The organism is Tepidimonas fonticaldi, assembly GCF_001675355.1.
In the GTDB taxonomy this organism is placed as follows: domain Bacteria; phylum Pseudomonadota; class Gammaproteobacteria; order Burkholderiales; family Burkholderiaceae_C; genus Tepidimonas; species Tepidimonas fonticaldi.
Map to the genome: position 1 here is coordinate 587,803 of NZ_LZDH01000056.1, position 25,788 is coordinate 613,590.

Sequence of the window (25,788 nt, forward strand, 5' to 3'; positions counted from 1 at the left end):
ACCTCCAACGCGTCAGCGGCGCAGCACCAGCCAGCCAAAGGCGGCCAGCGACAGCAGCGAGTACAGGGCCGACGGCGCCCCCGCGGCCAGCCAGGGCTGCCAGTCGTGCAGGTTGCCGATGTGGCCGAACACGCTGTTGATCAGGAAGAAGCTGATGCCGATCATGATGCCCGCGAACACATAGGCCGACAGCCCCTGGTTGCGGAAGTGCAGATAGGCGAACGGCAGCGCCAGCACCACCATCACCACGCAGCTCAGCGGGTAGAAGAGCTTGCGCCAGAACTCGATCTCGTAGCGCTGGGCGGTCTGTTCGTTGGCCTCCAGGTGCCGCACATAGTTGAACAGGTCCAGCGTGCGCATGCGCTGGGGCTTGAGCAGGGCCACGTTGAGCATGTCCGCGCTCAGGGAGGAGGGCCAGTCGAGCGTGGCCAGCGCTTCGCGGCGGGTGTGCTGCGCGTCGTCGAACCGCTGGCGCTCCACCTCCCGCAGGTGCCAGACGCCCGTTTGCGCGTCGATGGTGCCGGCCGCTGCTCGAACCGTCTCCCGCACGCGGCCGTGGGCGTCGAAGACGAACAGCCGGATGCCGCGCAGCTCTCCATCGGGGGACAGCGCCCGCACATTTACCGAGGTGTGCGTGTCCTGCGTGCGCTCCCGCAGCCAGGCGCCGGTCTGCCCGATGCTGATCCCCCCGCGAAACTGCGCCTTGAGCAATTGGCCTTGGCGCTCGGCCGCCGGGGCCAGGTAGTCGCCCACGGCAAAGGTCAGCACCGCGAAGCCCACGCCCAGCACCGCCACCAGCCGCAGGGCCCGCCCCGGTCCCAGGCCGCTGGTGCGCAAAATGGTGAATTCCGACCCCTGGGCCAGCCGGGCCATGGCGTACACCGTGCCGATCAGCACCGCGATCGGCATCAGCTCGTACAAGCGGCTGGGCAGCAGCAGGCCGACGTAGAGCAGGGCGTCGGTCATGTCGTACTGGTCCCCGGGGCGCACGAGCGACGGGCGGCCCAGGGACGACAGATCGTCGATCAGGTCGAAGAACGAGAACAGCGCCAGGAAGGCCAGCAGCACGAACGCCACCGCCGCCAGCACCTCGCCGTAGATCAGCCGCCGGACGGTTTTCATGCGGGCGACTCCGCGCGGCGGCGCAGCCGCAGGGTCCAGGGGTGTTCGCGGTGCGCCATCCACAGCAGCGCCCCCAGGGCCACGCCCCCGTGCAGCGCCAGCATGAAGGACAGGGCGCCGACGCGTTCGCGGGCGATCCAGTCGCTGCCCGCGCTCAGCAGGTTGTAGTAGGTGACGAAGGCCAGCAGCATGAACAGCAGATTGCCGCTCTTGCCCGCGCGCGGATTGGTGGCCGCGACGGCGATGGCCAGCAGGGCCAGGTTGATGGCGCTGATCACCATGCCGGCGCGCCACGCCAGCTCGCCGCGGCTGGCGGGCGACCCGTCCCGCAGCAGCACCCAGGTCGGCAGCGCACCGCGCCGGCTGACGTCGCCCGCCGTGGCGCTGGCGCCGTGCACCCGCACCCAGTGCTGCTCGAACTCGCTGACCTGCAACGCCTCGTGGCTGTCCTGGGCCGGCCGCCACAGGCGCTGGCCGTCCTCCAGCACCAGATAGGTCACCCCGTCCACCGTCACCACGCGGCCCGCGCGGGCCGACACGATGCTTTCGCTGCCGTCGCGCTCGACGCTGGCGACGAACACATTGCGGCCCTCGCGGCCATTTTGCGTGTCGCGGTCGATGAAAAACACCCGGCGCCCGCCGCTGGACTCCTGAAACTGTCCGGGCGCGATGCGCTCGAGGTCGCCGCGCTGCTCGTAGCGCGCGCGCATCTCGTCGCGCTGCTGCTGCGCCCACGGCGCGGCAAAAGCCATCAGGACGGCGATCGCGACCCAGATGGGCCACGCAAACCGGACCACGGGACGAATGAAGCGCCCGAGCCCCAGCCCGCTCATGTGCCAGATCACCATCTCGCTGTCGCGGTACATGCGCGACAGCGTGCCCGCCACCGCGACGAACAGCGCGACGGTCAGCACGGGGCCCAGTTGCCCGAGCATGCCGTAGGTCAAAAACAGCACGAGCGTCTGCGGGTCCACCTCGCCGCGGCTGGCCTGGCCGAGCGATCGCACCAGCATCATGGTGATGACGACGGTCAGCATCACGACCAGCGCGGCGCCGAAGCTGCGCGCCAGTTCGCGGCGGATCGAGGATTCGAATAACATCGACGGTGGTTCGAAACGACAGCCCGCATTATGGACTTCCAACTCAAGACGCTCACGGCGCACGAAGCCGCCTCCACCGAGGCCGATGCGCTGATCCTGCTGTGGCCCGATGCCGGCGACGGCGGGGATGCCGCCCAGGCCGATCCGCTGACCCTCTGGGCGCGCCAGGCGCTGGCCGAGGGCGATCTGAAGGCCGAGCCCGGACAGTGGCTGGCCGCCCACCGGCTGCCTGGCGTGCGGCCGCGGCGCGTCGTGCTGGTGCGCTGCGGCGACGGCAGTGCGCCCCGGGTGCGGCAGGCGGTTTCGGCCGCGTTCGGTGCCCTCAAGGGCGGCTCGCCGGTGCGCCGTCTGGTCCTGCAACTGGGGGCGCTGCCGCCGCTGGCCGTGCGGTCCGCCGTGTTGGCCGTGGCCGAGGCGAGCTACCGCTACACGACCACGCTGTCCGAGCCGCAGCCGCGTGCCCTGGCTGCCGTCACCGTGGGGGTGGCGAACCGCGAGGGGGTGCAATCGACCTTCGACGAGGCCGTGGCCACCGTGCGCGGGCAGGAGCTGGCCAAGGAATGGGCCAACCGCCCCGCCAACCACGCCACGCCGTCGGACTTGGCGGAGGCGGCCAAGGCCCTGCAAGGCCGCGGCATCGCCGTGGAGGTGCTCGGCCCCAAAGAGGTGGCCAAGCTGGGCATGGGCGCCTTCCTCGCCGTCGCGCAGGGGTCGGATCAGCCGCTGCGCTTCATCGTCCTGCACTACCGCGGGGCGGCCAAGTCGGTCGCGCCGGTGGTGCTGGTCGGCAAGGGGATCACGTTCGACACGGGGGGCATCTCGCTCAAGCCCGCGGCGGACATGGACGAAATGAAATTCGACATGGGCGGCGCGGCCAGCGTGCTGGGCACGTTCGAGGCGCTGGCCCATCTGCGCCCGGCCCTCAACGTCGTGGGCCTGATCCCGGCCTGCGAAAACATGCCGGGCGGCCGCGCGGTCAAGCCGGGCGACGTCGTGCGCAGCCTCAGCGGTCAAACCATCGAGATTCTGAACACCGATGCCGAGGGGCGTCTGATCCTGTGCGACGCGCTGACCTACGCGCAGCGCTTCCAGCCGCGTGCCGTGATCGATATCGCCACGCTGACCGGGGCCTGCGTGATCGCGCTGGGCCAGGTGCGCTCGGGCCTGTTCGCCAACGACGACGAGCTGGCGCGCGCCCTGCTCGAGGCCGGCGATGCGGCGGCCGATCCCTGCTGGCGCATGCCGCTCGACGAGGAGTACGGCGAGGCGCTGAAGTCGTCCTTTGCGGACGTGGCCAACGTCGGCGGTCGGGCGGCAGGTGCGGTCACCGCGGCCAAGTTTCTGCAGCGCTTCGTCAAGGACGTACCGTGGGCGCACCTGGACATCGCCGGCACCGCCTGGAAGAGCGGCAAGGACAAGGGCGCCACGGGGCGGCCCGTCCCGCTGCTGGTGCGCTATCTGCTCGACGAGGCGGCGCGGGCGCAGACCCAGGGCCAACCGGACCGCTCGACCCGCCCGTCCAAGCGCAGCCGGCGCGCCGCCCATTGACCCCCTGAATGCGAATGCCGCCATGGACGTGGCGTTTCACCTGAACGTGCCGGCCCCCTGGCCAGCGCGCAGCACCTACCTCTGCCGTCTGCTGGCCAAGGCTTACGCGGCGGGGGCGCGGGTGTGGGTGGTGGTCGCGCCGGACGAGGTGGCGCGCCTCGACGAGGCGCTGTGGACGCTGCCGGTCGATGACTTCGTCCCCCATGTTCGCGCCGACGCGGCCGAGCTGCTGCGCAAACGATCGCCCGTCGTGATCGCCGGGCCCGCCGATCCCCTGGCGGGCGAGCGCGGCGTGCTCGTGAATGCCCAGCCCGAATGGCCCAGCGTGCTGGAGGCCGACGGGGTGCGGTTTGCGCGCGTGGTGGAGGTGGTCTCGTCCGACGAGGCCGACAAGGCCGCCGCGCGGCAGCGCTGGCGCCGCTACCAGGGCATGGGTGTGAGCCCGGTCGCGCACGATCGGGCCCAACGGTCTGCGCCGGCACCGGCCGGGGTGGGGGCATGACACCGCCGGGTCGTCAGCCGCCGCCGGTCGTCCCCACGCTCACCGATGTGGTGGCGGGGCTGTCGGTGGCTCCGGCCCCAGCGCCGTCCGCGCCGTCGTTCGTGCCACCCGCGTCATCACCACCGGGGCCTCATTCGATTCCCGAGGCGGTGGCGACCGATGGGGTGGCGACCGAGGCCGCGGCACCCGCCCCGCCGACCGAGGCGCTGGTGGACACGATCACCGACCGGGTGATGGCACGCTTTTTGCCTGAGTTGGAGTGGCGCATTGCGGATGCGCTGCAGGCCTGGATGCTGGCGCAGTCGAGTGCCGGTGCCGCGGTGATTGCCGCGACATTGCGCGATGAAATCGCGGATCATGTCCGCGAAGCGTTGGGTGATGCATTAGGGTCAACCCGCAATTGACCCTTTCAGACGCCCTCATCTGATCTGACGTTTTTCGTGTATCGTAAAGGCCTGCGCGAAAAGTTCCGTGTTGCGCAAACCGTTCAACCATTTCGTCTGACAAGGGTCACCATGCAAATGCAATATAAACTGGCCATCGTCGCTGCTGCCGCCATCGCTCTGGCTGCCTGCGGCAAGAAGGAAGAAGCCAAGCCCGCTGCGGCGCAAGGCCCGGCTGTCGAACAGCTGGTCGTCAAGATCGGTCACGTCGGCCCCACCAGCGGCCCGATCGCGCACCTCGGCAAGGACAACGAAAACGGCGCCCGCATGGCCATCGACGAGCTCAACGCCGCCGGCATCCAGATCGAAGGCAAGCCGGTCAAGTTCGAGCTGCTGGCCGAAGACGATGCGGCGGATCCGAAGCAGGGCACGGCCGCGGCGCAGAAGCTGGTCGACGCCAAGGTCAACGGTGTGATCGGTCACCTGAACTCGGGCACCACCATCCCGGCGTCGCAGCTGTACAACGCGGCCGGCATCCCGCAGATCTCCCCGTCCGCGACCAACCCCAAGTACACCCGTCAGGGCTTCAACAACGTCTTCCGCGTGGTGGCCGACGACACGCACCTGGGCGGTACGCTGGGCAAGTACGCCATCGAGAAGCTGGGTGCCAAGAAGGTGGCCGTCATCGACGACCGCACCGCCTACGGCCAGGGCGTGGCCGATGAGTTCGAGAAGGGCGTCAAGGCCGCCGGTGGCGAGGTCGTGGACCGCGAGTTCACCAACGACAAGGCCACCGATTTCAACGCCATCCTGACCAAGATCAAGGCCAAGAAGCCCGACGTGGTGTTCTTCGGCGGCATGGACGCCGTGGCCGGCCCGATGCTCAAGCAAATGAAGCAGCTGGGCATCAACGCCAAGTTCATGGGTGGCGACGGCATCTGCTCCAGCGAGCTGCCCAAGCTGGCGGGCGACGGCATGGCCGATGATCAGGTCTACTGCGCCGAGGCGGGTGGCGTGGAAGGCGAACAGAAGGCCGGCATGGAGAGGTTCCGCGCCGACTTCAAGGCCAAGTTTGGTACCGACGTCCAGGTCTACGCGCCGTACGTGTACGATGCCGTCAACGTGATGGTCAAGGCCATGCAGAACGCCAACTCGGCCGATCCCGCCAAGTACCTGCCGGCGCTCAAGTCGATCAGCTACAAGGGCGTGACGGGCCAGATCGAGTTCGACGAGAAGGGTGACATCAAGAACGGCGCCCTGACGCTGTACACCTACAAGGGTGGCCAGCGTTCGGAGATCGCGGTCATCCGCTGATCGCGCTTCGCTCCCGCGCAAAAAACCCCGCCGAGGCGGGGTTTTTTGTTGGCTGGGCCGTCGCGTCGCGCGGCCGGCCGGCGGCAAAAGATCTCAGCTCACGACAGGTGGGCGCTGATGAGCTTGGTCATCTCGAACATCGACACCTGGGGCTTCTTGAGCACGGCCTTGAGCTTGGCGTCGGCGTTGATCATGCGCTTGTTGGTGGCGTCCTGCAGCTTGTTCTTCTTGATGTACTCCCACACCTTCTTGGTCACCTCGGTGCGCGGCAGCGGCTTGGCACCGACGATGGCCGCCAGATCGGCGCTCGGCGTCATCGGCTTCATGAACGCCGCGTTGGGCGTGCGCTTCGGCGCGGCGGCCTTGGCAGCCGGTTGGGCGGTCTTGGCCGCGGGGGCAGACTTGGCGGTGGCAGCTTTCTTCGCAGTGGCCATGGAGGGTTCCTTCGGTTGGTTGCAAGCTCGCCACGGAGCGCCTGGCGCTCGCATGGACGAACGCATCGTATACGCAAACCCCTGGTTATTCTAGAGCGCAGCGGGCATTTTGGCGTCTGGGCGGGGTTTTCCCGCGTCGGGGTGGGGGTGGCCGTTGCGCCGCGCCGACGCCGGTGGGGCCTGGGCCATGACCTATGATGCGGACTGGATCGACTTCCGCATTGCTTAGGCCCATGACGACCGCGTTTTCCACCTGCGATCTGTGCGATGCCCACAAGGGCGACACGAGCGGCGCATTCCGCGTGCTGCCGCCGGTGTTTCGGGATTTTGGCGGGCGCGGCCATTTCGGCGGCCCGGTGAGCACCGTCAAATGCCACGAGGACAACAGCCTGGTCAAAGCCGCGCTGGACGAGCCCGGGTTGGGTCGAGTGCTGGTCGTGGATGGCGGGGCGTCGTTGCGGCGCGCGCTGGTCGGGGGCAATCTGGCGGCCGCGGCGGCGCGCAACGGCTGGGCCGGGGTGGTCGTGGATGGCTGCGTGCGGGACGTGGCCGAGCTGGCGGCGGCCCCTGTCGGCATCCGCGCCCTGGCGGCCATGCCTCTGCCCACCGACAAGCGGGGGCAGGGCCAGCGCGATGTGGCCGTCCAGATTCAGGGCGTCTGGGTGCGCCCGGGTGACTGGCTATACGCCGATGCGGACGGCATCGTCGTCGCGGCTCAACCGCTCCACGCCTCGTAAGTCATCGCGGCCGCCAGGCCGTACAGAATCAGCGCAAAGACGCGTTTGAGGGTGGAGACGGGCAGCGCGTGGGCCACGCGCACCCCCACCGGGGCCATGAGCACGCTGGCGCTGGCGATGACGGCCAGCGCGGGCAAAAAGATGAAGCCCAGCGACCCTGCGGGTCGGCCCGCCACCTGGGCGCCCGACCAGATGTAGCCCACGGCGTTGGCCAGCGCGATGGGAAAGCCGAGCGCCGCGCTGGTGGCGACCGCCTGGTGCATGGCGACGTTGCACCAAGTCATGAACGGGACGCTGATGAAGCCCCCGCCCGCGCCGACCAGGCCGGACAGAAATCCGATGAGCCCGCCAGCGGCAAACTGTCCGCCCGGGCCGGGCAGGCTGCGGTGCGCCGAGGGTTTGCTCCCCCGCAGCATTTGCGTGGCCGAAAAGGCGACGAAGGCGGCGAACAGCAGGGCCAGCCAGCGCCCCTGCACGATGCGAAAGACCCCCGCACCCGCCAGCGCGGCCCCGAGCACGATGCCCGGTGCCAGCCGCGCCACCAGATCCCAGCGCACGACGCCCCGCCGATGGTGCGCGCGCACGCTGGAGATGGAGGTGAACACGATGGTGGCCATCGAGGTGGCGATGGCCATCTTGACCGCCAGATCGGCGGAGATGCCGCGGTGGCTCAGGATGAAGGTGATGAAGGGCACCAGGATCATGCCGCCGCCGATGCCCAGCAGCCCCGCAAAAAATCCGGTCACGAGGCCCAGAGCGGCCAATTCGGCGATCAGCAGGGGATCGAGCATGCCAACAGCGCAGCGATACCAGCGCGCAGGACGGCGCCGGTGGTGGGCGAAGAGGTGTCTGCCAAGCCGCCGGGCCGGCATCCTGAACGCGGGGGTTCAGGTGGGCGAGGGCAGCGCAGCTTCGGGTTCGTCTGACGCGAGACGATCGCGCCCACTGCACGATGTACCAAGCCCGGGCTCAAAGAGCATTGGTTCAAGGAATATAAAGCCCGACGGTTGACAGACGCCCCCATTGTACGCCGGTGTCAGGCCGGTCGCGTGCCGGCGTGCCGCGCAGGCGCTCCCCGGGGCCTGGCGCCCACGGGGATCAGAGCAACCGGTCGTCGGCCGCGAGCGCGCCGTCGATACGCGCGATCAGCCGGCGCAGGGCCTCGTCGGCTTCGGCCGACAGCGCCGGCGCGGCGTCGGCCGTGGGGGTGTCGCCCCCTTCGGCCGTGCCGAAGGAGGAGTTGCGAAAGGCCAGCGATGGATCCCGGTGCGAGGCGTCGAAGGCGATGTTGAGCGCGGCGAGCACGGCGATGCGGTCGCGCGCCTTGACCTTGCCCGCATCGCGGATGCGGCACATGGCGGCGTCGACCTTGGCCACCGCTTCGCGCAGCGCCTCTTCGCCGTCCACGGGGCAGGCCAGCAGGTAGGTCTGGCTCATGATCTGGACCTCGACCTGTTTGATGCCGGGTTTGCTCATGGGGCGTCCTCCTCGGCGGCGACACGGGCGATCACGGCGTCCAGACGCTGCCGGGCGGCCGCGCATTGCGCGAGCAGGTGATCGCGCTCCTGCGCCAGGCGCTGGACCTCCTGCTGCAGCAGGGCCTGGGTGCGCAGCAGTTCCTGGTGCCGCAAAAGCAGCCGTTCGAGCCGCTGGGCGAGCTCTTCAATGATCGCAGGCGTCATGACCCGCGAATTGTAGGGGCCGCGCAAGGGTTCGAAATACAATGTGGGGCGTTGGTGCTCGCGCCGCGGTTCTCGCGGCGCAGTTAAACGGGAAGCTTGGGGGGATGCCGGCCGCTCGGCCGGGTCCTAACCAGCGCTGCCCCCGCAACGGTAAGTGGACGGGTGCGTCTCGCGCACGCACCCCGCTTTCGCCCGTCGGTCACTGGATGCCTGGCATCTGGGAAGGCCCGCGAAGGTTGCTTCCACCAGCCCGGATACCGGCCAACGCGGTGATCGGCTCGACGCGGTCGGGCCGGTTGTGACGTCCACGCACCGTCGGGGAAGGCGGTGAGGACACGTTCGTTTGGTTCGTGCTTTCATGAAAAAGCCTCTCGTGCGCGCCGCCGCGGCTGCGCTCGCACCTGCCCTGCCGGTGGGTGCCTTGTTGTGTGTACCCGTGGCCCATGCGGCCGATGACACCCCGGCTGGGGCCGGGCCGTCCCTGGGGGCGGTGGTGGTCAGTGCCACCCGCTCGCAGCAGCCCATCACCGACGTGATCGCCGATGTGACGGTGATCGACCGCGACACCATCGAGCGCAGCGGCGCGGCCGCGCTGGCCGATGTTCTGGCGCGGGTGCCGGGTGTCACCATCAGCCGCAACGGCGGGCCGGCCACGACGACCAACGTCTATCTGCGCGGTGCCGAGGGCCGTTTCACCGCGGTGTTCATCGACGGGGTGCGCATCGATTCGCAATCCACCGGCGGGGCGACCTGGAATGCGATCCCGCTGTCGCAGGTGGATCGCATCGAGGTGCTGCGCGGTCCGGCCGCGGCCATTTATGGCTCGGACGCGCTGGCCGGGGTCGTGCAGATCTTTACGCGGCAGGGCGAGGCCGGGTTCTTCCCCTCGGTGCGGGTGGGGCTGGGCAGTCAGGACACGCGCACGCTCGGGGTGTCGCTGCGCGGTGGGGCCGAGGGCGTGGACTATGCGGTGGGCGTGGGGACCGAGCGCAGCGACGGCTTCAATGTCCGTCCGCTGGGCAACCCGGACCGCGACGGCTACCGCAACGAAAACCTGTCCGGCCGCATTGGCTGGCAGGTGGCCCCCGGGCAGAAGCTGGACGTGACGCTGCTGGACAGCCGGCAGCGCGCCGGCTACGACGGCTTCACTCCCGGGCTGGACGACCAGAGCCTGCACCGCCTGCGCACGGCCGGGCTGCACTGGACGGCGCAGTGGAGCGATGTCTGGTCCACCCGCGCCAGTCTGACCCGCGGCACCGACCGCTACGAGACGACGCCGTCGCCGTACCTGACCGAAACGCGCGTGACCACTGTGCTGCTGCGCAACGAAGTGCGGCTGGGCCAGGGCCTGATGACGGTGGACCTGGAGCGGCGCGAGGATGCGCTGCAAAACCGCAGCACCACGCCGGCCCGCACCGACCGCCACCAGAACGCCCTGGCCGTGGGTTACGGCTGGCGGTCGGGGCCGCACAACCTGCAGGTCAATGCGCGCCACGACGACGACAGCGAATTCGGCGGCCAGTCCACCGGGCTGCTGGCCTATGGCTATGACGTCAGCCGCACGCTGCGCCTGACGGCGTCGGCGGGTACGGCGTTCCGGGTGCCGACGCTGTTTCAGCGCTTCAGCATCTACGGCACGCCGGACCTGAAGGCCGAGACCGCGCACAACGTCGAGGCCGGTGTGCACTGGCAATCCGGCACGGACCGCCTGGCCGTGGTGGTCTACCGCAACCGCGTGCGCGACCTGATCGACTACGTGAGTGGGCCGGGGCCGTGCGTCAACGGCGTGGGAACGTACGCCGGTTGCTACGGCAATGTCGGGCGGGCCCGCATCACGGGGGTGACGTTCAGCGGCGGCACCCGGGTCGGTGCGGTCAACCTGGGCGGCTCGTGGGACGTGATGCGACCCAAGAATGCGTTGACGGACAAGTGGCTGGCGCGCCGCGCGCGGTCGCAGGCGACCCTGACGGCCGACACCGCGCTGGCCGGCTGGCGCCTGGGTGGCGAGGTGCAATACGTGGGCGAGCGCTACAACAACGCGGCCAACACCCAGCGGCTGCCTGGGTACACCCTGCTCAACCTGACGGCCGAGCGGCCGCTGGGGCGCGACTGGCGCTTGCTCGCGCGCATCGACAACGCGACCGATCGCGCCTACGAATCGGTGCTGGGCTATGCCACGGCGGGCCGCACGGTGTTCGTCGGCCTGACCTGGGCCCCACGCTGAGGCCGGGTCATGGCCCCGGTGACCGCCGCTGTAAACGCTGCCGCCATGCGCTGCCCCGCGCTGCTGATCGCGGCCCCGGCCTCCGGTCAGGGCAAGACCAGCGTCACCGCGGCGCTGGCGCGCTGGCACGCGCGCCAGGGGCGGCGCGTGCGGGTGTTCAAGTGCGGGCCGGATTTTCTCGATCCGCAGTGGCTGGAACGCGCCAGCGGCCACCCGGTGGACAACCTCGACCTCTGGATGAACGGCGAGGCCGACGTGCGCGCGCGGCTGGCGCGCGCGGCGCAGCAGGCCGACCTGATCCTGATCGAGGGGGTGATGGGCCTCTACGACGGCGAGCCCAGCGCCGCCGAACTGGCGCAGCGACTGGGCATCCCGGTGCTGGCGGTGGTGGACGCCGGAGCGATGGCGGGCACCTTCGGCGCTCTGGTGCACGGGCTGCGCCACTACCGGCCGGGGCTGCCGTGGGCAGGGGTGCTGGCCAACCGCGTCGCCGGCACGGGGCACGCGCAGATGCTGCAAGCGGCGCTGCGCGACGGCGACGGCCCCTGGTGGGGAGCGCTGCCGCGTGACGAAGGTTTTGCCCTGCCGCAGCGCCACCTCGGCCTGACGCAGACTGGTGAGCTGCCCGATGCGCTGGTCCGGCTGGATCGCTTGGCCGATGCGCTGGAGGGCACGTCGCTGGGCCAGCTCGATGGGTCCGAATGGCAGCGCTGGGCGGTGGCGCTGGAGGTGCCGGCCGAACTGCCCGTGGTGGAGCCGTGGCTGGCCGGGCGCCGCGTCGCGGTGGCGCGCGATGCGGCGTTCAGCTTCATCTACCCCGCCAACGTGGAGACGCTGCAGGCGCTGGGGGCGGAGGTGGTGTTCTTTTCGCCGCTGGCGGACGAGCCGCTGCCCGACGCCGATGCGCTGTGGCTGCCGGGTGGCTACCCCGAGCTGCACGCCGACACGCTGGCTGCCGCGGGCCGCACGCGCGCCAGCGTGCAGCGCCACGTGCAGGCGGGCCGCCCGGTGTGGGCGGAGTGCGGCGGCATGCTGGCGCTGCTGGAGGGCCTGACCCTGGCCGACGGGCGGCGCGTGCCGATGTGGGGGCTGCTGCCGGGCGAGGCCGTCATGCGCGCGCGGCTCGTGGCGCTGGGGCCGCATGCGTGGGCGACACCCTGGGGCGAGCTGCGCGGGCATACCTTTCACTACTCGGAGACGCAGACTGCCCTTGCGCCCGCGGCGCACACCACCCCGGCGCGGGCGCATGGCCGGCCTGAGGCCATCTGGCGCCACGGGCCGGTCCGGGCGAGTTACTTTCACGCCTGGTTTGCTTCGGCTCCGCAGGCGGCGGCGCAATTGTTTCTGCCCTTGCCGCAGGAGGGGCCAGCCTCGGTGATGGCGCAGGAGACCGCCGCATGACCCGGCCCGACTTTGGCCCGCAGCGCATCGTCTGCCTGACGGAGGAGACCACCGAGTGGCTCTACCTGCTCGGGCAGCAGCACCGCATCGTCGGCATCAGCGGCTACACGGTGCGCCCGCCGCAGGCGCGGCAGGAAAAGCCGCGCGTCAGCGCCTTCCTGAACGCCAAGATCGACAAGATCCTGGCGCTGCGGCCGGATCATGTGTTTGGCTTTTCGGACCTGCAGGCCGACCTCGCCGCGGCGCTGATCCGCGCGGGTGTGGCGGTGACGGTGTTCAACCAGCGCAGCGTCGAGGAGATCTTTGCGATGCTGTGGCAGGTGGCGGCGCTGGTCGGCTGCGCGCAGCAGGGTGAGCGGCTCTTGGAGGCGATGCGGGCGCAGCACGCCGCGATGCGCGCCGCGGTGCGGGAGCGCTTGCGGCAGGGCGCACGGCGCCCGCGGGTGTACTTCGAGGAGTGGGACGACCCGCCGATTACCGCGATCCGCTGGGTGTCGGAGCTGATCGAGCTGGCCGGCGGGCAGGACATCTTCCCGGAGCGCGCGCGCGAGCCGCTCGGCAAGGACCGGGTGCTGCCGGATCCGCAGGAGGTGATACGTCGCGCCCCCGACCTCATCATCGGCTCGTGGTGCGGCAAGAAGTTCCGGCCCGAGCGCGTGGCCGCGCGCCCCGGCTGGCAGGACGTGCCGGCGGTGCGCGACGGCCAGCTGCACGAGATCAAGAGCGCCGACATCCTGCAGCCCGGCCCGGCGGCGCTGACGGACGGCGTGGCGCAGCTGCACCGCCTGATCCTGGCCTGGATGGACGGGGCGGGCCGTGCGGCTCCCGGCGAGCCCCCAAGGGAGGCCCGCGATGCGTGAGCTGGTGCTGGGCGGGCAGAAGAGCGGCAAGTCGCGCTGGGCCGAAGGCCGCGCGGCGCAGTGGCTGGCGGCGGATGCGCGCCACCGCGCGGTGCTGCTGGCCACCGCCCAGCCGCGCGACGCCGAGATGCGCGCGCGCATCGAGCGCCACCGGCGCGAGCGCGCCGCGCGCGTGCCGGGGCTGGAGACGCTGGAGGTGACCGGCGCGGAACTGCCGCAGGCGTTGGAGCGCCAGAGCTCGCCGCAGGCGCTGGTGGTGGTGGATTGCCTGACGCTGTGGCTGACGCAGCTGGCGTGGCCGCCGGGGCGGGCGGCGGCGGTGGAGCTGGAGACGCTGGAGCCGCCGATGCAGGCGCTGGAGCAGGCGCTGCAGGCCGTCAGCGGCCCGGTGGTGCTGGTCGGCAACGAGATCGGCCTGGGCGTCATCCCGCTGGGCAGCGAGGCGCGCGCCTTCGTCGATGCGCTGGGCGCGCTGAACCAGCGCGTGGCGGCCTGCTGCGAGCGCGTCACGCTGATGGTGGCGGGCTGCCCGCTCACTGTGAAGGGGTCGGGATGATGGGGTTCAGGCGGCTTGCGCGGCTCGGATGGGCGGGGGCGCTGGGGCTGGCCGCCGCGCTGCTGGCCGGCTGGCCCGCGCGCGCCGAGGTGCGCATCACCGACGACCACGGCGTCGAGGTGCGGCTGGCGCAGCCGCCGCAGCGCATCGTCAGCCTGCTGCCGTCGCTGTCGGAGGCGGTGTGCGAGCTCGGCCGCTGCGACCGGCTCGTGGGGGTCGATCGCTACACCAACTGGCCGCCGATGCTTGCCGCCGTGCCGCGTGTCGGCGGCGGGCTGGACCCCAACATCGAGGCGATCGTGGCGCTGCGGCCCGACGTGGTGCTGCTGGCCACCTCCTCGCGCGCGATCGAGCGGCTGCGCGCGCTGGGCCTCAAGGTGGTGGCGCTGGAGCCGCGCACGCACCCCGACGTGCAGCGCGTGCTGCTGACGCTGGGGGCGTTACTCGAGGTGCCGGATGCGGCACGCGTCTGGCGCGCGATCGACGCGGGGGTGTCGGCGGCGGCGCAGTCGCTGCCGCCAGCGGCGCGCGGGCTGCGCGTCTATATGGAGGTCAGCCCCGGGCCCTACGCGGCGGGGGAGGCCTCCTTCATCGGCCAGACGCTGCAGCGGCTCGGCGCGCGCAACGTGGTGCCGGCCTCGCTGGGCCCCTTTCCGAAGCTGAACCCGGAGTTCGTCGTGCGCGCCGACCCGGACGTGATCCTGGTCAGCAGCCGCGCCGCCGAGGCGCTGGCGCAGCGGCCCGGCTGGGCGCGGCTGCGCGCGGTGCGGCAGGGGCGGGTGTGCGCGTTCGACGCCGCGCAGTCGGACGTGCTGGTGCGCCCGGGGCCGCGCATGGCCGAGGCGGCGCGGCTGATGGCCGATTGCCTGGCGCGCGCCGCCGCCCCGGCGTGCCCGGCGGCAGGCGCGACCTCTGCGGCGGGAGGACGCCCGTGAACGCGCGCCGCGCCGCCGGGGTGCTGCTCGCGCTGCTCGTGGCGGCGGCGGGGCTGCTGGTGCTGGCGGTCAGCGTCGGCAGCCAGGGGCTGGAGCCGGTGTGGACGATGCTCGCATCGCCGTCGGACGAGGGGCAGGCGGCGCTGGCGGCGCAGATCGTGTGGGAGATCCGCCTGCCGCGGGCGCTGGGTGCCTGGGCCGCCGGGGCGCTGCTCGGCGTGGCGGGCGCGGTGGCGCAAGGGCTGTTTCGCAACCCGCTGGCCGACCCTTTCCTGCTCGGCAGCGCCGCGGGGGCGTCGCTGGCGGTGGCGCTCGCGCTGGTGGCGCTGGGCGGCTCGGCCGGCATGCTGGGCGGCGGCGGCGCACCCGGCTGGAGCGTGCTGTCCGCGAGCCTGTGGGTGCGGCTGGGCCTGACCGGGGCGGCGTTCGTCGGGGCGCTGGCGGCGGTGCTGCTGACGCTGGCGCTGGCGCGCGGGGTGCAGCACACGCTGCGACTGCTGCTCGCGGGCGTCGTGGTGGGCGTCGTGCTGGGGGCGGGCACGCAGTTCGTGCTGCTGCTGGCGCCGGATGCGCTGCAGGCGATGCAGGCGTTTCTGCTCGGCTCCACGGCGTTCGTCGGTTGGTCCTCGGCGGGGCTGATGCTGGTCGCCGCCGCGCTGTGCACCGCGGCGGCGACGCTGCTGGCACGCGCGCTGGACGCCTTGGCGCTGGGGGAGGCCACGGCCTCGAGCCTGGGTGTGCCGCTGCCGGCGCTGCGCCTGGCGCTGGTGGCGGTGCTGGCGCTGGCCACGGCCAGCGCGGTGGCGCAGACCGGGCTCATTGCCTTCGTCGGGCTGGCCGCGCCGCACCTGGTGCGCTCGCTGGTGCCGACGACGCACGGCTGGCTGATGGCGCTGGCTGCGGCCATGGGCGGCGCGCTGCTGCTGGCCGCCGACACGCTGGCGCGCTGGTGGCTGGCGCCGCAGGAGCTGCCGGTGGGCGTGCTGACCGCGGTGCTGGGCGGCGGCTACCTGCTGTGGCTGATGCACCGCGGGCGGCTGCGGGGGCAGGGGGCATGATGCACACCGCGGTGGATGCCAACGGCCCCGTCGCGCTGGCCGCGCAGGCGGTCAGCGTCCGGCTGGGCCGCCACCCCGTGCTGCACGGCGTGACGGCGGCGCTGCCGCGCGGGCGCTGGACCTGCATCGTCGGCCCCAACGGCGCGGGCAAATCGACGCTGCTGAAGGCGCTGGCGGGCTTGCTGCCGCTGCAGGGCGGGCGCGTCGAGCTGCTGGGGCGGGCGCTGCAGGACTGGCCGCGCCGGGCGCGCGCCCGCACGGTGGCGTGGCTCGGGCAGGCCGAGCCGGGCGGCGACGACCTGACCGCCTGGGACGTGGCGATGCTGGGCCGCCTGCCGCACCAGCCGTGGCTGGCCGCCGCGAGCGCGGCCGACCGCGCGGCGGTGGAGCAGGCGCTGCGCCAGACGCAGGCGTGGGACTGGCGCGCGCGGCCCTTGGCGCAGCTTTCCGGCGGGCAGCGCCAGCGCGTGCTGCTGGCGCGGCTGCTGGCGGTGCAGGCGCCGATTCTGCTGATGGACGAGCCGCTGGCGCACCTGGATCCGCCGCACCAGGCCGACTGGCTGGCGCTGGTGCGCGCGCTCACGCGCCAGGGGCAGACGGTGGTGACCGTGTTGCATGAGCTCAACATGGCGCTGCACGCCGACGAGCTGCTGATCCTGGACGCCGGCCGCGTGCGCCATCAAGGGCCGGCGGACGATCCGGCCACGCACCGCGCGCTGGAGCAGGTGTTCGGGCAGCGCATCGCGGTGCGGCCGCTGGACGCCGGCGCCGCCGGCGCGGATGGCGTGTCGGCGCGTTGGGTGGTGCTGCCCAAGGAGCCCGTTTTTGCCGAAGGCGGTGAGGTCGCCTCGGCCCCCCGCGCCCGCCCGGGCGCATTCATCTGTGAGGAGGTCTGTCATGCACATCGAACCCGGAGTTGTTGAAGGCAGCAAAGCGTTACTCGGTTACGCCACCGGCACCGCTGCGGTGGCTTGGGCTGGCAAGCTGGCTTGGGACATGCTGCGACAGGAGGGGGCGCAGGCTTTGCTGCTGCGCTCGCTGTTGACCACCGCCCTGGTGTTTTGCTTTTTCGAGGTGCTGCCGCGCCATCCGGTCGGCGTCTCGGAGGTGCACCTGATCCTGGGCACCACGTTGCTGCTGCTGTTCGGGGTGGCGCCAGCTGCCTTGGGGCTGGCTGGCGGGCTGCTGATTCAAGGGCTGTTTTTTGCGCCGGCGGATTTGCCGCAATACGGGATGAACGTCACCACGCTGTTGGTGCCGCTGTATGCCACCGCGGCGCTGGCGCAGCGGGTCATCCCGCAGCAGGTGGCCTACGTCGATCTGCGCTACGCGCAGGCGCTCAAGCTGTCCGTGGCCTATCAGGGCGGCATCGTGGCTTGGGTGGCGTTCTGGGCGCTGTATGGTCATGGCCTCGAGGCGGACAACCTGGCCAACATCGGCGCGTTTGGCGCGGCGTATGTGGCGGTGATTGTGGCTGAGCCGCTGATCGACCTGGCGGTGCTGGCGGCAGCCAAAGCTCTGCACGCGCTGAAGCGCAGCGTGGCGGTGCAGCGCCGGCTCTACCATGCTGCTTGAGGCTGCGGTGCCGATGGCGCCGGGGTGGGTGTCGATCGTCGGCGCCGGCCCTGGGCCGTTGGATTTGCTCACCCTGCGCGCCCTGGATCGGCTGCGTCGCGCCGAAGTGGTCATCCACGACCGCCTGATCGGCGCCGACATCCTGGCCGAAATCCCGGCGCGGGCGCTGCGCTACGACGTCGGCAAAGCGCGCGGTCGGCATACGCTGCCGCAGGCCGACATCCACGCGCTGATGGTGGCGCACGCCCGCGCCGGACGGCGCGTGGTGCGGCTCAAAGGCGGCGATCCCTTCATCTTTGGCCGCGGCGGCGAGGAGATGCAGGCGCTGTGCGCCGCGGCGGTGCCGTTTGAGGTCGTGCCTGGGGTCAGCGCCGCGCAGGGCTGCGGCGCCGCCGCTGGCATCCCGCTGACGCAACGGGAACTGGCCAGCCAGTGCGTCTTCTTGCCCGGGCACGCAGACCGCGGCGACGGCGCCTACGATTGGGCGGCGTTGGCCCGCCCCGGCCAGACCTTGGTGTTTTACATGGGCGTGGCGCGGCTGGCGTGCATCGCCGAGCGCCTCATGGCGCATGGACTGGCGCCGGATACGCCAGCCGCGCTGGTGCTGGATGGCACGCGCCCGACCCAAACCGTGTTGGCCCGTCCGCTGCAGGTGTTGGCCAGCCAAGCCCCGCCCTATGGGCCGCGGCCCGGGCTGTTGATCATCGGCCCGACGGTGGCGTTGAGCCCCCACTATCAGGCGGAGCAGACGGACGTGGCGGCAACCGTGGAGGCGTCGGGGCGATGAGCACGAGCACGCTCGCAACTGGCCGAACTCCAGAGGCGCTGCGCCGTGGCTGGTGCCCGGGAGCCTGGCGGCCGATGCCGTCGGGCGACGGCTGGATCCTGCGCATCCGCGTGCCGCTGGGGCGGTTGTCGCGGCGGCAGGCCGAGGGGTTGGCGGCCCTGATGCAGGCGCAGCGGCTCGATGTCATCGAATTGACCCAGCGCGCTCATTTGCAGTGGCGCGGGGTGCAGCCGGAGCAGCACGCCGCACTGTTGCGCGGCCTGCGGGCGCTGGGCCTGCTGGACCAGGACGCCACGCAGGAGGCGCGGCGCAATGTGTTGGTGCAGCCGTGCTGGCAACCAGGCGATGCCACGCACCGGGTGGCGCGGCAGCTGCTGCAGCGGCTGCGCCAGCCCGAGGCGCCGCAGCTACCAGCCAAGTTCGGCTTTGCCGTCGATCTGGGTCAGCGCCCCTATCTGCGCAAGGCCAGCGCCGACGTGCGCATCGAAGTGTCGCAAGACGGCTGGGCGCTCGTGCGACCCGACGGCAGCCCGTATGGCATGGCGGTGCCGCTGGAGCGTGCGGCCGAGGAAGCCATGGCGCTGGCGACATGGTTTGCCCAGCGCGCTCAGGGTCCTGGCGCTGCGCGGCGCATGGCGGCCTGGATGGCGCAACGGCGCCGGCTCGCAAGCGAACTTGCGCCTGGGGTGCAGCCCGATGCCGGGCCCCATGCGTTCGCATGGTGGGCCGTGCTGCCGCCAGGGGTGGCCTGGGTGGCCGCGCCTTGGGGGCGACTCAGCGCCGCGGCGTGGACGAGGCTGGCGCAGCTGGCGCCGCTGCGGCTGACGCCGTGGCGGGCCGTGTTGCTGGAGCGCCACGCTCGGGCTCCCCAGGATGAAGCGTGGATCACCGAAGCGACGGATCCGCGGCTGCGCGTGGCGGCGTGCGTCGGCGCCCCCGGCTGCGTGCAGGCCGCCGGTGACACGCTGCGATTGGCCGGCTTGTTGGCAGCCAACCTGCCGCCGGACGGTTGGTTGCATGTCAGCGGCTGCGCCAAGGGCTGCGCGCATCCCCATCCGGCGCCCACCGTGCGCGTGCGCCCCGAAGGCTGGGATTGGATCGGGTGGGGTCGGGCTGATGTCGCGGCAGATGCGCATTTCAACGAAGTTGAACCGCTCATCGACGCGATGCGCCGTAATGTTGGGCGGCAGGATTGGCAGCGATCGGAAGAGGGGGGGGTTGCACGATGACGACAGGGGTGTTGGACGATTACGAGCGCGACGGTGCGGCGATCTACCGCCGCTCGTTTGCCATCATCCGTGCCGAGGCCGACCTGGGGCGCTTCGATGCCCAGCAAGAGCCCGTGGTGGTGCGCATGATCCACGCCTGCGGCCTGGTGGAGCTGGCCAAGGACGTGGCTTTCACGCCCGATCTGGTGCCGGCGGCCCGCGCCGCGCTGTGCAGCGGTGCGCCGATTCTGTGCGACGCGCAGATGGTGGCCGCCGGCATCACGCGCCGCCGTCTGCCAGCTGACAACCCGGTGCTGTGCACGCTGCACGATCCGCAGGTCGGTACCCTGGCGCAGCGGCTGGGCACCACGCGCAGCGCGGCGGCGCTGGAGCTGTGGCGGCCCCATCTGGCCAGCGCGGTGGTGGTTATCGGCAACGCGCCTACGGCCCTGTTTCGGCTGCTGGAAATGCTGCGCGAGCCCGACTGCCCGCGCCCCGCGGCCATTTTGGGCTGTCCGGTGGGGTTCGTCGGGGCGGCAGAATCCAAAGCGGCGTTGATGGCGCAGCCGCCCGCACCGGCGCTGACGGTGCACGGGCGTCTGGGCGGCTCGGCCATTGTCGCGGCGGCGATCAATGCACTGGCCAGCGAGGAGGAGCACTGATGGGGCGCATCGTTGGCGTCGGTTTGGGGCCGGGCGACCCGCAGTTGGTGACGGTGCGTGCCCAGCGTTGGCTCTCCCAGGCTCGTCAGGTGGCCTATTTCCGCAAGTCTGGCCGCCCCGGACGCGCGCGGCGCATCGCCCTGACCTGGCTGGCGCCGCAGGCGGTGGAGCATGCGATGGAGTACCCCGTCACCACCGAGCTGCCGTTCGACAGCCCGGCCTACATCGATCTGCTGGCCCGCTTTTATGACCACTGGGTTGAGCGTTTGGAGGCGCTGGCCGCGCAGAACGACGTGGTGGTGCTGTGCGAGGGCGATCCGTTTTTCTACGGCTCATTCATGCACCTCTATGAGCGACTGCGCCGCCGTGGCCACGTGCCGGTGGAGGTGGTGCCGGGGTTGCCGGGTATGGTCGGTTGCTGGTCGGTCTGCGGCCAGCCGATGACCTGGGGCGATGACGTGTTGACCATCCTGATGGGCACGCTGCCCGAGGATGATTTGGTGCGGCACATGCAGCAGGCCGACGCGCTGGTGGTGATGAAAGTGGGCCGGCATCTCGGGCGGGTGCGGCGGGCGCTGCAGCGCGCGGGTCTGCTGGCACGAGCTTGGCTGGTGCAGGAAGGCACGATGAACGGGCAGCAGGTGCAGCCGCTGGCCAGCGTGGATGAGCAAGCGTCTTGCCCCTATTTCGCCCTGGTGCTGGTGCCGGGTCAGGGCCGCCGGCCGGAGGTGGAAGGATGAGCGGCGGTTGGCTGTGCGTGGCTGGCCTCGGGCCGGGGGATGCGGCGCTGGTCACCCCTCAGGTGCAGCAGGCGTTGCAGGAAGCCACCGACGTGCTGGGGTATGGCCCTTACTTGGCGCGTGTGCCGCGGCGTGCGGATCAAGCGTATCACGCCAGCGACAACCGCGAGGAGCTCGAACGCGCGCGCCACGGGTTGCGGCTCGCGCAGGCGGGGCGGCGGGCGGTGATCGTCTCCTCTGGCGATCCGGGGGTGTTTGCCATGGCTGCGGCTGTGTTCGAAGTCATGGAGTCTGAGCCGGCTTGGCAGCAGCTGGATGTGCGCGTGCTGCCCGGGGTGACGGCGATGCTGGCGGCAGCTGCCAGGCTGGGCGCGCCACTCGGGCATGACTTTTGCGCCATCAATTTAAGCGACAACCTCAAGCCGTGGTCGGTGATCGAGCGGCGGCTCGTGCTGGCGGTGCAAGCCGACCTGGTGCTGGCCCTCTACAATCCGCGTTCGCGCGGCCGGCCTGAAGGTTTTGCCCGCGCCTTGGCGGTGCTGCGCCAGCACTGCGAGCCGCAGCGCTGGGTGGGGTTGGCGCGCGCGGTCTTCACACCACAGGAATCGATTCGGCACCTGCCGCTGGCGCACGTGCAGCCGGACATGGCCGACATGCGCACGCTGGTCATCGTTGGCAACCGCGCCACGCGCACGGTGGGGCGCTACATCTACACCCCGCGGAGGGGCGGCTGATGGCGCCGGGCCGGGGGCGTCAGCCGTCGCATCGGCGCGGCTCAGGCTGCAGGGGCATGGGCGGACGGCCCTGTGTTGAGGTTGGCGTGACCCTCTTGTGCCGGCAGCCCAAGCCATTGCAACGCTTCGGCGACGGTCTCTACAAGGGGGCGCGGCGGCAGCGTCGGACGCTCGATCAGCAGCACCGGCAGGCCCAGGACGCGTGCGGCTTCGAGCTTGGCTTGGCCCCCTTCGCCGCCCGAGTTTTTGGCCACTATCCACTCGATGCGATGGGCGCGCAGGAGCGCCAGATCGTCCTCAAGCGTGTAAGGGCCGCGCTGCACCACTACCGTGCCGCGTTGCGGCGCCACCTCAAGCCCCGGCTCCACGACGCGCAGCAAATACCAGTGCGGCGTGTGCTGCAAGAAAGGCTGCACCTGCTGGCGCCCAATGGCCAAAAAGACGCGGCTTGGCGCAGTCGGCAGGGCACGCACCGCGGCGTCGAAATCGGGCACGCTGTGCCAGCGGTCGCCGGGGCCGGGACGCCAAGGCGGGCGCTGCAACGCCAGCAGCGGCACGCCAAGCCGAGCGCAAGCCTCAATGGCGTGGCGGCTCATCTGTGCGGCAAAAGGGTGCGTGGCATCGATCACGTGCGTGATGCGCTGCTGGCGCAAGAAGGCCGCCAGCCCATCGGGGCCGCCGAAGCCGCCCACGCGAGTTGGCAGCGGCTGCGCAATAGGCTGCGCAGTGCGCCCGGCGTAGGAAAAAGTCGCGGGCACGCCAGCGCGGGCGAGTGCCTGCGCCAGCTGCGAGGCTTCGGTGGTGCCCCCGAGCAGGAGGACATGCATGGCGGCTGAAGCGTGGTTGTCGATTATCGGCATCGGCGAAGACGGTTTAGAGGATTGCAGCGAGTCTACCCGCCGTTTGTTGGCGCAAGCGCGGCGCGTGTTTGGCGGGCCGCGCCATCTGGCACTGGCGGGCATCGAGCCCGAGCGCGCCGAGCCGTGGCCGGTGCCGTTCGACATTGGCCCGCTGCTGGCCTGGCGCGGCCAGCCGGTAGTCGCTCTGGTCTCGGGCGATCCGTTTTGGTTTGGCGCCGGCAGCGTGCTGGCGCGCGCGTTGCCACGCCAGGAGTGGCAAGCTATCCCCGCGCCCTCAACATTTGCGTGGGCCGCTAGCGCCTTGGGCTGGCCTTTGGAGGAGGTGCGCTGCCTTGGGTTGCACGCGCAACCGCTGCGCGCGCTTTGGCCGCACCTGGGGCGGGGGCGGCGTCTGCTGTGCCTGCTGCGCGACGAGGCGGCGTTGCAGGCAGCGGTGGTGCTGCTGCGCGAAGAAGGCTTTGGCGCCAGCACCGCCTGGGCATTGCAACGGCTGGGCGGGCCGCGGCAGCGCATCGAGCGTTTCTCGATCCGGGACGGCGCGCCAGCTGGCCTGCAAGCGCCGCTGGCGCTGGCGCTGGACTTGCACGATGGCCCGGAAGGCTTGCCCGCCTGCGTCGGTTTGCCCGATGCGCTGTTCGAGCACGACGGCCAGCTCACCAAAGCGCCGATGCGGGCGTTGACGCTGCAGGCGCTGGCGCCGCGCCCTGGGCAGCGGTTGTGGGACTTGGGTGCCGGCAGCGGCTCAATCAGCATCGAGTGGTGCCTGGCTGGCGGTGTGGCCGAGGCGGTGGAGCGCGACGCGGTGCGTGCCGAGCGCGTGCAGCGCAACGCCGAGCGCTTCGGCCTAACCCCACGCCTGCGCGTCTGGTCGAGCGAGACCTTGGCGACGCTGGCGCAGCTGCCCGAGCCGCAGGCGGTGTTCATCGGCGGCGGCATGGACGCAGCACTGTGGCATGCACTGCGGCCTCGGCTGCCTGCGGGCTGCCGGGTGGTTGTCAACGCCGTGACCACCGCCACCCAAGCCTTGTTGGCGCAGTTGCATGAGCGCCACGGTGGCCAGCTGCGCCAGATCGTCCTGGCCGAGGCGCAACCCCTTGGGGCGCAACAGGGCTGGGTGCCGTGGCGGCCACAGTGGCAGTGGGCGTGGCAGGCATCAGCTTTCGAACTTGGAGGAGATGTGACATGACCGTGCATTTCATCGGTGCCGGGCCGGGCGCGCCCGATCTGCTGACGCTGCGCGCGCGCGAGTTGATCGCCCGCTGTCCGGTGTGCCTGTATGCCGGCTCGTTGGTGCCGCCGCAGGTACTGGCGTACTGCCCGCCGCAGGCGCGCTTGATCGACACCGCGCCGCTGTCGCTGGAGCAAATCCTGGAGGAAATCCGCGCCTCCCATGCCTGCGGGCAGGACGTGGCTCGGTTGCACTCGGGCGACTTGTCGGTGTGGTCGGCGATGGCAGAGCAGTTGCGCGCGCTGCGGGCCGAAGGCATTCCGTACACGATCACGCCTGGAGTGCCGTCCTTTGCTGCCGCGGCGGCGGCCTTGGGCTGCGAGTTGACCTTGCCCGGCGGCAGCCAAACGGTCGTGCTGACCCGCGCCCACGGGCGCGCCACCCCGGTGCCAGATGGCGAGCGTTTGGAGGTCTTGGCCGCCACCGGGGCCACGCTGGCGATCCACCTGAGCATCCACGTGCTGGAGCCAGTGGTGCAGACACTGCTGCCGCACTACGGCGGCGACTGCCCGGCAGCAGTGGTCTGGCGCGCCAGTTGGCCGGATGAGCGGATCGTGCGCGCGCCGCTGGGCGAGCTGGTGCAGGCCGCGCAGGGTGGGCTGGAGCGCACCGCGCTGATCCTGGTCGGGCGCAATCTGGCCCAAGACGGCTTTGGCCGCAGCCGCCTGTATGCGCCGGATTACGAGCGCCGCTATCGCCGGGCCACGTCCGCGGAGGATGCTGCATGAGTCCGCGCTGGCGGTTGAGCCTCATTGGCATGGGCATGGGTAGCCCTGCGCACCTGACGCTCCAGGGCGAGCAGGCGCTGCGCCGCGTCGATCTGTTGTTGCTGCCGGACAAAGGCGAAGATAAGGCCGAGCTGGCCGCGGCGCGGCTGCGCCTGCTGCAGACGGTGCGCCCCGACTTCGACGCCGAGGCGGGTGGCGGTCCGCGCGTGGCGCGCTACGCCGTGCCCTCGCGTGAAGGCGCCGATGCCGCCGACACACCGCGCTATCTCGACGCTGTGCGGCGCTGGCACGACGCACTGGCCCGAGCCTGGACGCAAGCGCTGCGTGAGCACCTGCCTCAAGGCGGACAAGCAGGTGTGCTGATCTGGGGCGATCCGGCCTTATTCGACAGCTCGATGCGCATCGCCCAGCGTGTGGCGCGCGAGCTGCCGCTTGAATGGGAGGTGGTGCCCGGCATCAGCGCCCTGCAGGCGCTGGCCGCCGCGCATGCCGTGCCGCTCAATGAGCTGGCTAGCCCGGTGTTGATCACTTCAGGACGGTGGCTGCGCCAGCACGGCTGCCCTGCGGACGTGCCGGCGCTGGCCGTCATGCTTGATGGCGGCACGGCTTTTGAGGCGCTGCCCGACCCGTACGCATGGCACATCTGGTGGGGCGCTTACCTCGGGCTGCCGCAGCAAACCTTGGACAGCGGCCCGCTGCCGCAAGCCGGTCCGCGCATCGCGCGCGCCCGCGCGGCCTTGCGGCAGGCGCACGGCTGGATGCTGGATATCTACCTGCTCAAGCGTCGTGGCGCCGACGACTGCTGACCTCCGCAACCTCTGGAGATGGAACCGATGGAACTGCAGACCCCCCCGCTGCTGCGCACCACCCCCAAGCCGCAAGGTCCGCGCCGCGGCCTCATCATCGTGCACACCGGCCATGGCAAAGGCAAAAGCACCGCGGCCTTCGGCCTGGCGCTGCGTGCGCACGGACGCGGCAAGGCCGTCAAGATTTTTCAATTCATGAAAGTGCCCAGCGCCCGCTTCGGTGAGCACCGCGTTTTCGAGCAACTCGGCATTCCGATCGAAGGGCTGGGGGATGGATTTAGCTGGAAAAGCCGTGACCTTGAGCACTCCGCCGAGCTGGCGCGCCAAGGATGGGCGCGCGCCGAGGCGGTGATCCGCGCAGGCGCGCATTTCATGGTGGTGCTCGACGAAATCATGTACCCGCTGCGCTACGGCTGGATCCCACTGGAGGCGGTACTGGACGCGCTGCGTCAGCGCCCGACCGAGATGACGGTGGTGCTCACTGGGCGCCACGCGCCCCAGGAGCTCATCGACTTGGCCGACACCGTCACCGAAATGGTCAAGCACAAGCACCACTTCGATGCCGGCGTGCCAGCGCAGCGTGGCATTGAAGATTGACCTCTTT

The 25,788-nt window shown here is 71.1% G+C and carries 29 protein-coding genes and 1 riboswitch; of the genes, 22 read left to right on the forward strand and 7 right to left on the reverse strand.

Annotated elements, in window-relative coordinates; translation table 11 throughout:
• Positions 1-12 precede the first annotated feature (12 nt).
• Both lptG and lptF read right to left on the reverse strand, forming a co-directional pair.
• Positions 13-1,122, reverse strand: coding sequence for an LPS export ABC transporter permease LptG (lptG, locus tag A9O67_RS08575; protein ID WP_068609277.1), 1,110 nt, complete (start codon positions 1,120-1,122; stop codon positions 13-15).
• A complete protein-coding gene (gene lptF, locus A9O67_RS08580; RefSeq protein ID WP_068609279.1) occupies positions 1,119-2,222 on the reverse strand; it encodes an LPS export ABC transporter permease LptF in 1,104 nt (367 codons plus the stop codon). Before lptF ends, lptG begins: the two co-directional genes overlap by 4 nt.
• A gap of 30 nt (positions 2,223-2,252) precedes the next feature.
• Here lptF and A9O67_RS08585 point away from each other — a divergent pair, with 30 nt between their 5' ends.
• The 4 genes from A9O67_RS08585 (at position 2,253) to A9O67_RS08600 (ending at position 5,969) form a co-directional block, all read left to right on the forward strand.
• Positions 2,253-3,770, forward strand: coding sequence for a leucyl aminopeptidase (locus A9O67_RS08585; RefSeq protein ID WP_068609281.1), 1,518 nt, complete (start codon positions 2,253-2,255; stop codon positions 3,768-3,770).
• Positions 3,771-3,792: 22 nt separating this feature from the next.
• On the forward strand, positions 3,793-4,272 hold the full coding sequence (locus A9O67_RS08590; protein WP_068609283.1) for a DNA polymerase III subunit chi: 480 nt from the start codon (positions 3,793-3,795) through the stop codon (positions 4,270-4,272).
• 209 nt (positions 4,273-4,481) lie between these two features.
• Positions 4,482-4,676, forward strand: coding sequence for a hypothetical protein (locus tag A9O67_RS13610; RefSeq protein WP_197484464.1), 195 nt, complete (start codon positions 4,482-4,484; stop codon positions 4,674-4,676).
• Positions 4,677-4,793: 117 nt separating this feature from the next.
• Positions 4,794-5,969, forward strand: a complete 1,176-nt coding sequence (locus A9O67_RS08600) for a branched-chain amino acid ABC transporter substrate-binding protein (RefSeq protein WP_068609904.1) — start codon at positions 4,794-4,796, stop codon at positions 5,967-5,969.
• 98 nt (positions 5,970-6,067) lie between these two features.
• Here the strand turns inward: A9O67_RS08600 and A9O67_RS08605 are convergent, their stop codons facing one another.
• Positions 6,068-6,457 carry an SWIB/MDM2 domain-containing protein gene (locus A9O67_RS08605; RefSeq protein WP_068609287.1) on the reverse strand — a complete coding sequence of 130 codons (390 nt, stop codon included), beginning with the start codon at positions 6,455-6,457 and terminating at the stop codon, positions 6,068-6,070.
• A 179-nt stretch (positions 6,458-6,636) separates the two neighbouring features.
• Between A9O67_RS08605 and rraA the strand changes: the two genes are divergently transcribed.
• Complete coding sequence (rraA, locus tag A9O67_RS08610; protein WP_068609289.1) at positions 6,637-7,140, forward strand: ribonuclease E activity regulator RraA; 504 nt, start codon at positions 6,637-6,639, stop codon at positions 7,138-7,140.
• On the opposite strand, the gene A9O67_RS08615 is transcribed toward rraA, so the two are convergent.
• From A9O67_RS08615 to A9O67_RS08625, 3 genes are all read right to left on the reverse strand, one after another.
• On the reverse strand, positions 7,119-7,931 hold the full coding sequence (locus tag A9O67_RS08615) for a sulfite exporter TauE/SafE family protein (protein ID WP_068609290.1): 813 nt from the start codon (positions 7,929-7,931) through the stop codon (positions 7,119-7,121). The two genes, rraA and A9O67_RS08615, sit on opposite strands and share 22 nt — an antisense overlap.
• Before the next feature lie 307 nt (positions 7,932-8,238).
• Entirely contained in the window at positions 8,239-8,601 is a 363-nt protein-coding gene (locus A9O67_RS08620) for a cell division protein ZapA (protein ID WP_068609908.1), read from the reverse strand.
• An 11-nt stretch (positions 8,602-8,612) separates the two neighbouring features.
• Entirely contained in the window at positions 8,613-8,822 is a 210-nt protein-coding gene (locus A9O67_RS08625) for a hypothetical protein (protein ID WP_068609906.1), read from the reverse strand.
• A 35-nt stretch (positions 8,823-8,857) separates the two neighbouring features.
• Positions 8,858-9,102: riboswitch (cobalamin riboswitch) on the forward strand.
• Between the two features lie 78 nt (positions 9,103-9,180).
• Between A9O67_RS08625 and A9O67_RS08630 the strand changes: the two genes are divergently transcribed.
• The 13 genes from A9O67_RS08630 to cobJ all read left to right on the forward strand — a co-directional run bounded on the left by A9O67_RS08630 (position 9,181) and on the right by cobJ (position 21,562).
• Positions 9,181-11,046, forward strand: coding sequence for a TonB-dependent receptor domain-containing protein (locus A9O67_RS08630; protein WP_068609292.1), 1,866 nt, complete (start codon positions 9,181-9,183; stop codon positions 11,044-11,046).
• A 9-nt stretch (positions 11,047-11,055) separates the two neighbouring features.
• Positions 11,056-12,447, forward strand: coding sequence for a cobyrinate a,c-diamide synthase (locus A9O67_RS08635; RefSeq protein WP_231960273.1), 1,392 nt, complete (start codon positions 11,056-11,058; stop codon positions 12,445-12,447).
• Positions 12,444-13,307, forward strand: a complete 864-nt coding sequence (locus A9O67_RS08640) for a cobalamin-binding protein (RefSeq protein WP_068609294.1) — start codon at positions 12,444-12,446, stop codon at positions 13,305-13,307. The genes A9O67_RS08635 and A9O67_RS08640 overlap by 4 nt, the downstream gene beginning before the upstream one ends.
• Positions 13,300-13,863, forward strand: a complete 564-nt coding sequence (locus A9O67_RS08645; RefSeq protein WP_068609296.1) for a bifunctional adenosylcobinamide kinase/adenosylcobinamide-phosphate guanylyltransferase — start codon at positions 13,300-13,302, stop codon at positions 13,861-13,863. Before A9O67_RS08640 ends, A9O67_RS08645 begins: the two co-directional genes overlap by 8 nt.
• Positions 13,860-14,798: an ABC transporter substrate-binding protein gene (locus A9O67_RS08650; protein ID WP_082955460.1), complete on the forward strand. Its 939-nt coding sequence runs from the start codon at positions 13,860-13,862 to the stop codon at positions 14,796-14,798. The genes A9O67_RS08645 and A9O67_RS08650 overlap by 4 nt, the downstream gene beginning before the upstream one ends.
• Positions 14,795-15,856, forward strand: a complete 1,062-nt coding sequence (locus A9O67_RS08655; protein ID WP_068609298.1) for a FecCD family ABC transporter permease — start codon at positions 14,795-14,797, stop codon at positions 15,854-15,856. The genes A9O67_RS08650 and A9O67_RS08655 overlap by 4 nt, the downstream gene beginning before the upstream one ends.
• Positions 15,853-16,779 (forward strand): ABC transporter ATP-binding protein, encoded by a 927-nt coding sequence (locus tag A9O67_RS08660; RefSeq protein ID WP_231960275.1) that lies wholly within the window; start codon positions 15,853-15,855, stop codon positions 16,777-16,779. The genes A9O67_RS08655 and A9O67_RS08660 overlap by 4 nt, the downstream gene beginning before the upstream one ends.
• A complete protein-coding gene (locus A9O67_RS08665) occupies positions 16,754-17,431 on the forward strand; it encodes an energy-coupling factor ABC transporter permease (RefSeq protein ID WP_068609300.1) in 678 nt (225 codons plus the stop codon). The genes A9O67_RS08660 and A9O67_RS08665 overlap by 26 nt, the downstream gene beginning before the upstream one ends.
• Positions 17,421-18,218: a uroporphyrinogen-III C-methyltransferase gene (cobA, locus tag A9O67_RS08670; protein WP_068609302.1), complete on the forward strand. Its 798-nt coding sequence runs from the start codon at positions 17,421-17,423 to the stop codon at positions 18,216-18,218. The genes A9O67_RS08665 and cobA overlap by 11 nt, the downstream gene beginning before the upstream one ends.
• 74 nt (positions 18,219-18,292) lie before the next feature.
• Positions 18,293-19,447, forward strand: coding sequence for a hypothetical protein (locus A9O67_RS08675; RefSeq protein WP_068609305.1), 1,155 nt, complete (start codon positions 18,293-18,295; stop codon positions 19,445-19,447).
• An 11-nt stretch (positions 19,448-19,458) separates the two neighbouring features.
• A complete protein-coding gene (locus tag A9O67_RS08680; RefSeq protein ID WP_197484473.1) occupies positions 19,459-20,088 on the forward strand; it encodes a precorrin-8X methylmutase in 630 nt (209 codons plus the stop codon).
• Positions 20,088-20,828, forward strand: a complete 741-nt coding sequence (cobI, locus tag A9O67_RS08685; protein WP_068609308.1) for a precorrin-2 C(20)-methyltransferase — start codon at positions 20,088-20,090, stop codon at positions 20,826-20,828. The genes A9O67_RS08680 and cobI overlap by 1 nt, the downstream gene beginning before the upstream one ends.
• Positions 20,825-21,562, forward strand: a complete 738-nt coding sequence (cobJ, locus tag A9O67_RS08690) for a precorrin-3B C(17)-methyltransferase (protein ID WP_068609311.1) — start codon at positions 20,825-20,827, stop codon at positions 21,560-21,562. The genes cobI and cobJ overlap by 4 nt, the downstream gene beginning before the upstream one ends.
• 41 nt (positions 21,563-21,603) lie before the next feature.
• Here the strand turns inward: cobJ and A9O67_RS08695 are convergent, their stop codons facing one another.
• Complete coding sequence (locus tag A9O67_RS08695; protein ID WP_068609313.1) at positions 21,604-22,389, reverse strand: cobalt-precorrin-6A reductase; 786 nt, start codon at positions 22,387-22,389, stop codon at positions 21,604-21,606.
• On the opposite strand from A9O67_RS08695, the gene A9O67_RS08700 reads away from it, so the two are divergent.
• The 4 genes from A9O67_RS08700 to cobO are packed head-to-tail and all read left to right on the forward strand — an operon-like array spanning position 22,388 to position 25,781.
• Positions 22,388-23,608: a bifunctional cobalt-precorrin-7 (C(5))-methyltransferase/cobalt-precorrin-6B (C(15))-methyltransferase gene (locus A9O67_RS08700; RefSeq protein ID WP_068609315.1), complete on the forward strand. Its 1,221-nt coding sequence runs from the start codon at positions 22,388-22,390 to the stop codon at positions 23,606-23,608. The genes A9O67_RS08695 and A9O67_RS08700 overlap by 2 nt on opposite strands.
• A complete protein-coding gene (gene cobM, locus A9O67_RS08705; protein WP_068609317.1) occupies positions 23,605-24,378 on the forward strand; it encodes a precorrin-4 C(11)-methyltransferase in 774 nt (257 codons plus the stop codon). Before A9O67_RS08700 ends, cobM begins: the two co-directional genes overlap by 4 nt.
• Entirely contained in the window at positions 24,375-25,184 is an 810-nt protein-coding gene (gene cobF, locus A9O67_RS08710) for a precorrin-6A synthase (deacetylating) (RefSeq protein WP_068609319.1), read from the forward strand. The genes cobM and cobF overlap by 4 nt, the downstream gene beginning before the upstream one ends.
• Positions 25,185-25,211: 27 nt before the next feature.
• The gene (cobO, locus tag A9O67_RS08715) at positions 25,212-25,781 is read left to right on the forward strand and encodes a cob(I)yrinic acid a,c-diamide adenosyltransferase (RefSeq protein WP_068609914.1); all 570 of its coding nucleotides are present in this window, start codon (positions 25,212-25,214) and stop codon (positions 25,779-25,781) included.
• The last annotated feature ends 7 nt before the right edge of the window (positions 25,782-25,788 follow it).

What these genes read in the sequence shown, in the direction of transcription:
- lptG (WP_068609277.1), bottom strand. Translation starts at nt 1,122, where the DNA reads ATGAAAACCGTCCGGCGGCTGATCTACGGCGAGGTGCTGGCGGCGGTG.
- lptF (WP_068609279.1), bottom strand. Translation starts at nt 2,222, where the DNA reads ATGTTATTCGAATCCTCGATCCGCCGCGAACTGGCGCGCAGCTTCGGC.
- A9O67_RS08585 (WP_068609281.1), top strand. Translation starts at nt 2,253, where the DNA reads ATGGACTTCCAACTCAAGACGCTCACGGCGCACGAAGCCGCCTCCACC.
- A9O67_RS08590 (WP_068609283.1), top strand. Translation starts at nt 3,793, where the DNA reads ATGGACGTGGCGTTTCACCTGAACGTGCCGGCCCCCTGGCCAGCGCGC.
- A9O67_RS08600 (WP_068609904.1), top strand. Translation starts at nt 4,794, where the DNA reads ATGCAATATAAACTGGCCATCGTCGCTGCTGCCGCCATCGCTCTGGCT.
- A9O67_RS08605 (WP_068609287.1), bottom strand. Translation starts at nt 6,457, where the DNA reads ATGCGAGCGCCAGGCGCTCCGTGGCGAGCTTGCAACCAACCGAAGGAA.
- rraA (WP_068609289.1), top strand. Translation starts at nt 6,637, where the DNA reads ATGACGACCGCGTTTTCCACCTGCGATCTGTGCGATGCCCACAAGGGC.
- A9O67_RS08615 (WP_068609290.1), bottom strand. Translation starts at nt 7,931, where the DNA reads ATGCTCGATCCCCTGCTGATCGCCGAATTGGCCGCTCTGGGCCTCGTG.
- A9O67_RS08625 (WP_068609906.1), bottom strand. Translation starts at nt 8,822, where the DNA reads ATGACGCCTGCGATCATTGAAGAGCTCGCCCAGCGGCTCGAACGGCTG.
- A9O67_RS08630 (WP_068609292.1), top strand. Translation starts at nt 9,181, where the DNA reads ATGAAAAAGCCTCTCGTGCGCGCCGCCGCGGCTGCGCTCGCACCTGCC.
- A9O67_RS08635 (WP_231960273.1), top strand. Translation starts at nt 11,056, where the DNA reads ATGGCCCCGGTGACCGCCGCTGTAAACGCTGCCGCCATGCGCTGCCCC.
- A9O67_RS08640 (WP_068609294.1), top strand. Translation starts at nt 12,444, where the DNA reads ATGACCCGGCCCGACTTTGGCCCGCAGCGCATCGTCTGCCTGACGGAG.
- A9O67_RS08645 (WP_068609296.1), top strand. Translation starts at nt 13,300, where the DNA reads ATGCGTGAGCTGGTGCTGGGCGGGCAGAAGAGCGGCAAGTCGCGCTGG.
- A9O67_RS08650 (WP_082955460.1), top strand. Translation starts at nt 13,860, where the DNA reads ATGATGGGGTTCAGGCGGCTTGCGCGGCTCGGATGGGCGGGGGCGCTG.
- A9O67_RS08660 (WP_231960275.1), top strand. Translation starts at nt 15,853, where the DNA reads ATGATGCACACCGCGGTGGATGCCAACGGCCCCGTCGCGCTGGCCGCG.
- A9O67_RS08665 (WP_068609300.1), top strand. Translation starts at nt 16,754, where the DNA reads ATGCACATCGAACCCGGAGTTGTTGAAGGCAGCAAAGCGTTACTCGGT.
- cobA (WP_068609302.1), top strand. Translation starts at nt 17,421, where the DNA reads ATGCTGCTTGAGGCTGCGGTGCCGATGGCGCCGGGGTGGGTGTCGATC.
- A9O67_RS08675 (WP_068609305.1), top strand. Translation starts at nt 18,293, where the DNA reads ATGCCGTCGGGCGACGGCTGGATCCTGCGCATCCGCGTGCCGCTGGGG.
- cobI (WP_068609308.1), top strand. Translation starts at nt 20,088, where the DNA reads ATGGGGCGCATCGTTGGCGTCGGTTTGGGGCCGGGCGACCCGCAGTTG.
- cobJ (WP_068609311.1), top strand. Translation starts at nt 20,825, where the DNA reads ATGAGCGGCGGTTGGCTGTGCGTGGCTGGCCTCGGGCCGGGGGATGCG.
- A9O67_RS08700 (WP_068609315.1), top strand. Translation starts at nt 22,388, where the DNA reads ATGGCGGCTGAAGCGTGGTTGTCGATTATCGGCATCGGCGAAGACGGT.
- A9O67_RS08695 (WP_068609313.1), bottom strand. Translation starts at nt 22,389, where the DNA reads ATGCATGTCCTCCTGCTCGGGGGCACCACCGAAGCCTCGCAGCTGGCG.
- cobM (WP_068609317.1), top strand. Translation starts at nt 23,605, where the DNA reads ATGACCGTGCATTTCATCGGTGCCGGGCCGGGCGCGCCCGATCTGCTG.
- cobF (WP_068609319.1), top strand. Translation starts at nt 24,375, where the DNA reads ATGAGTCCGCGCTGGCGGTTGAGCCTCATTGGCATGGGCATGGGTAGC.
- cobO (WP_068609914.1), top strand. Translation starts at nt 25,212, where the DNA reads ATGGAACTGCAGACCCCCCCGCTGCTGCGCACCACCCCCAAGCCGCAA.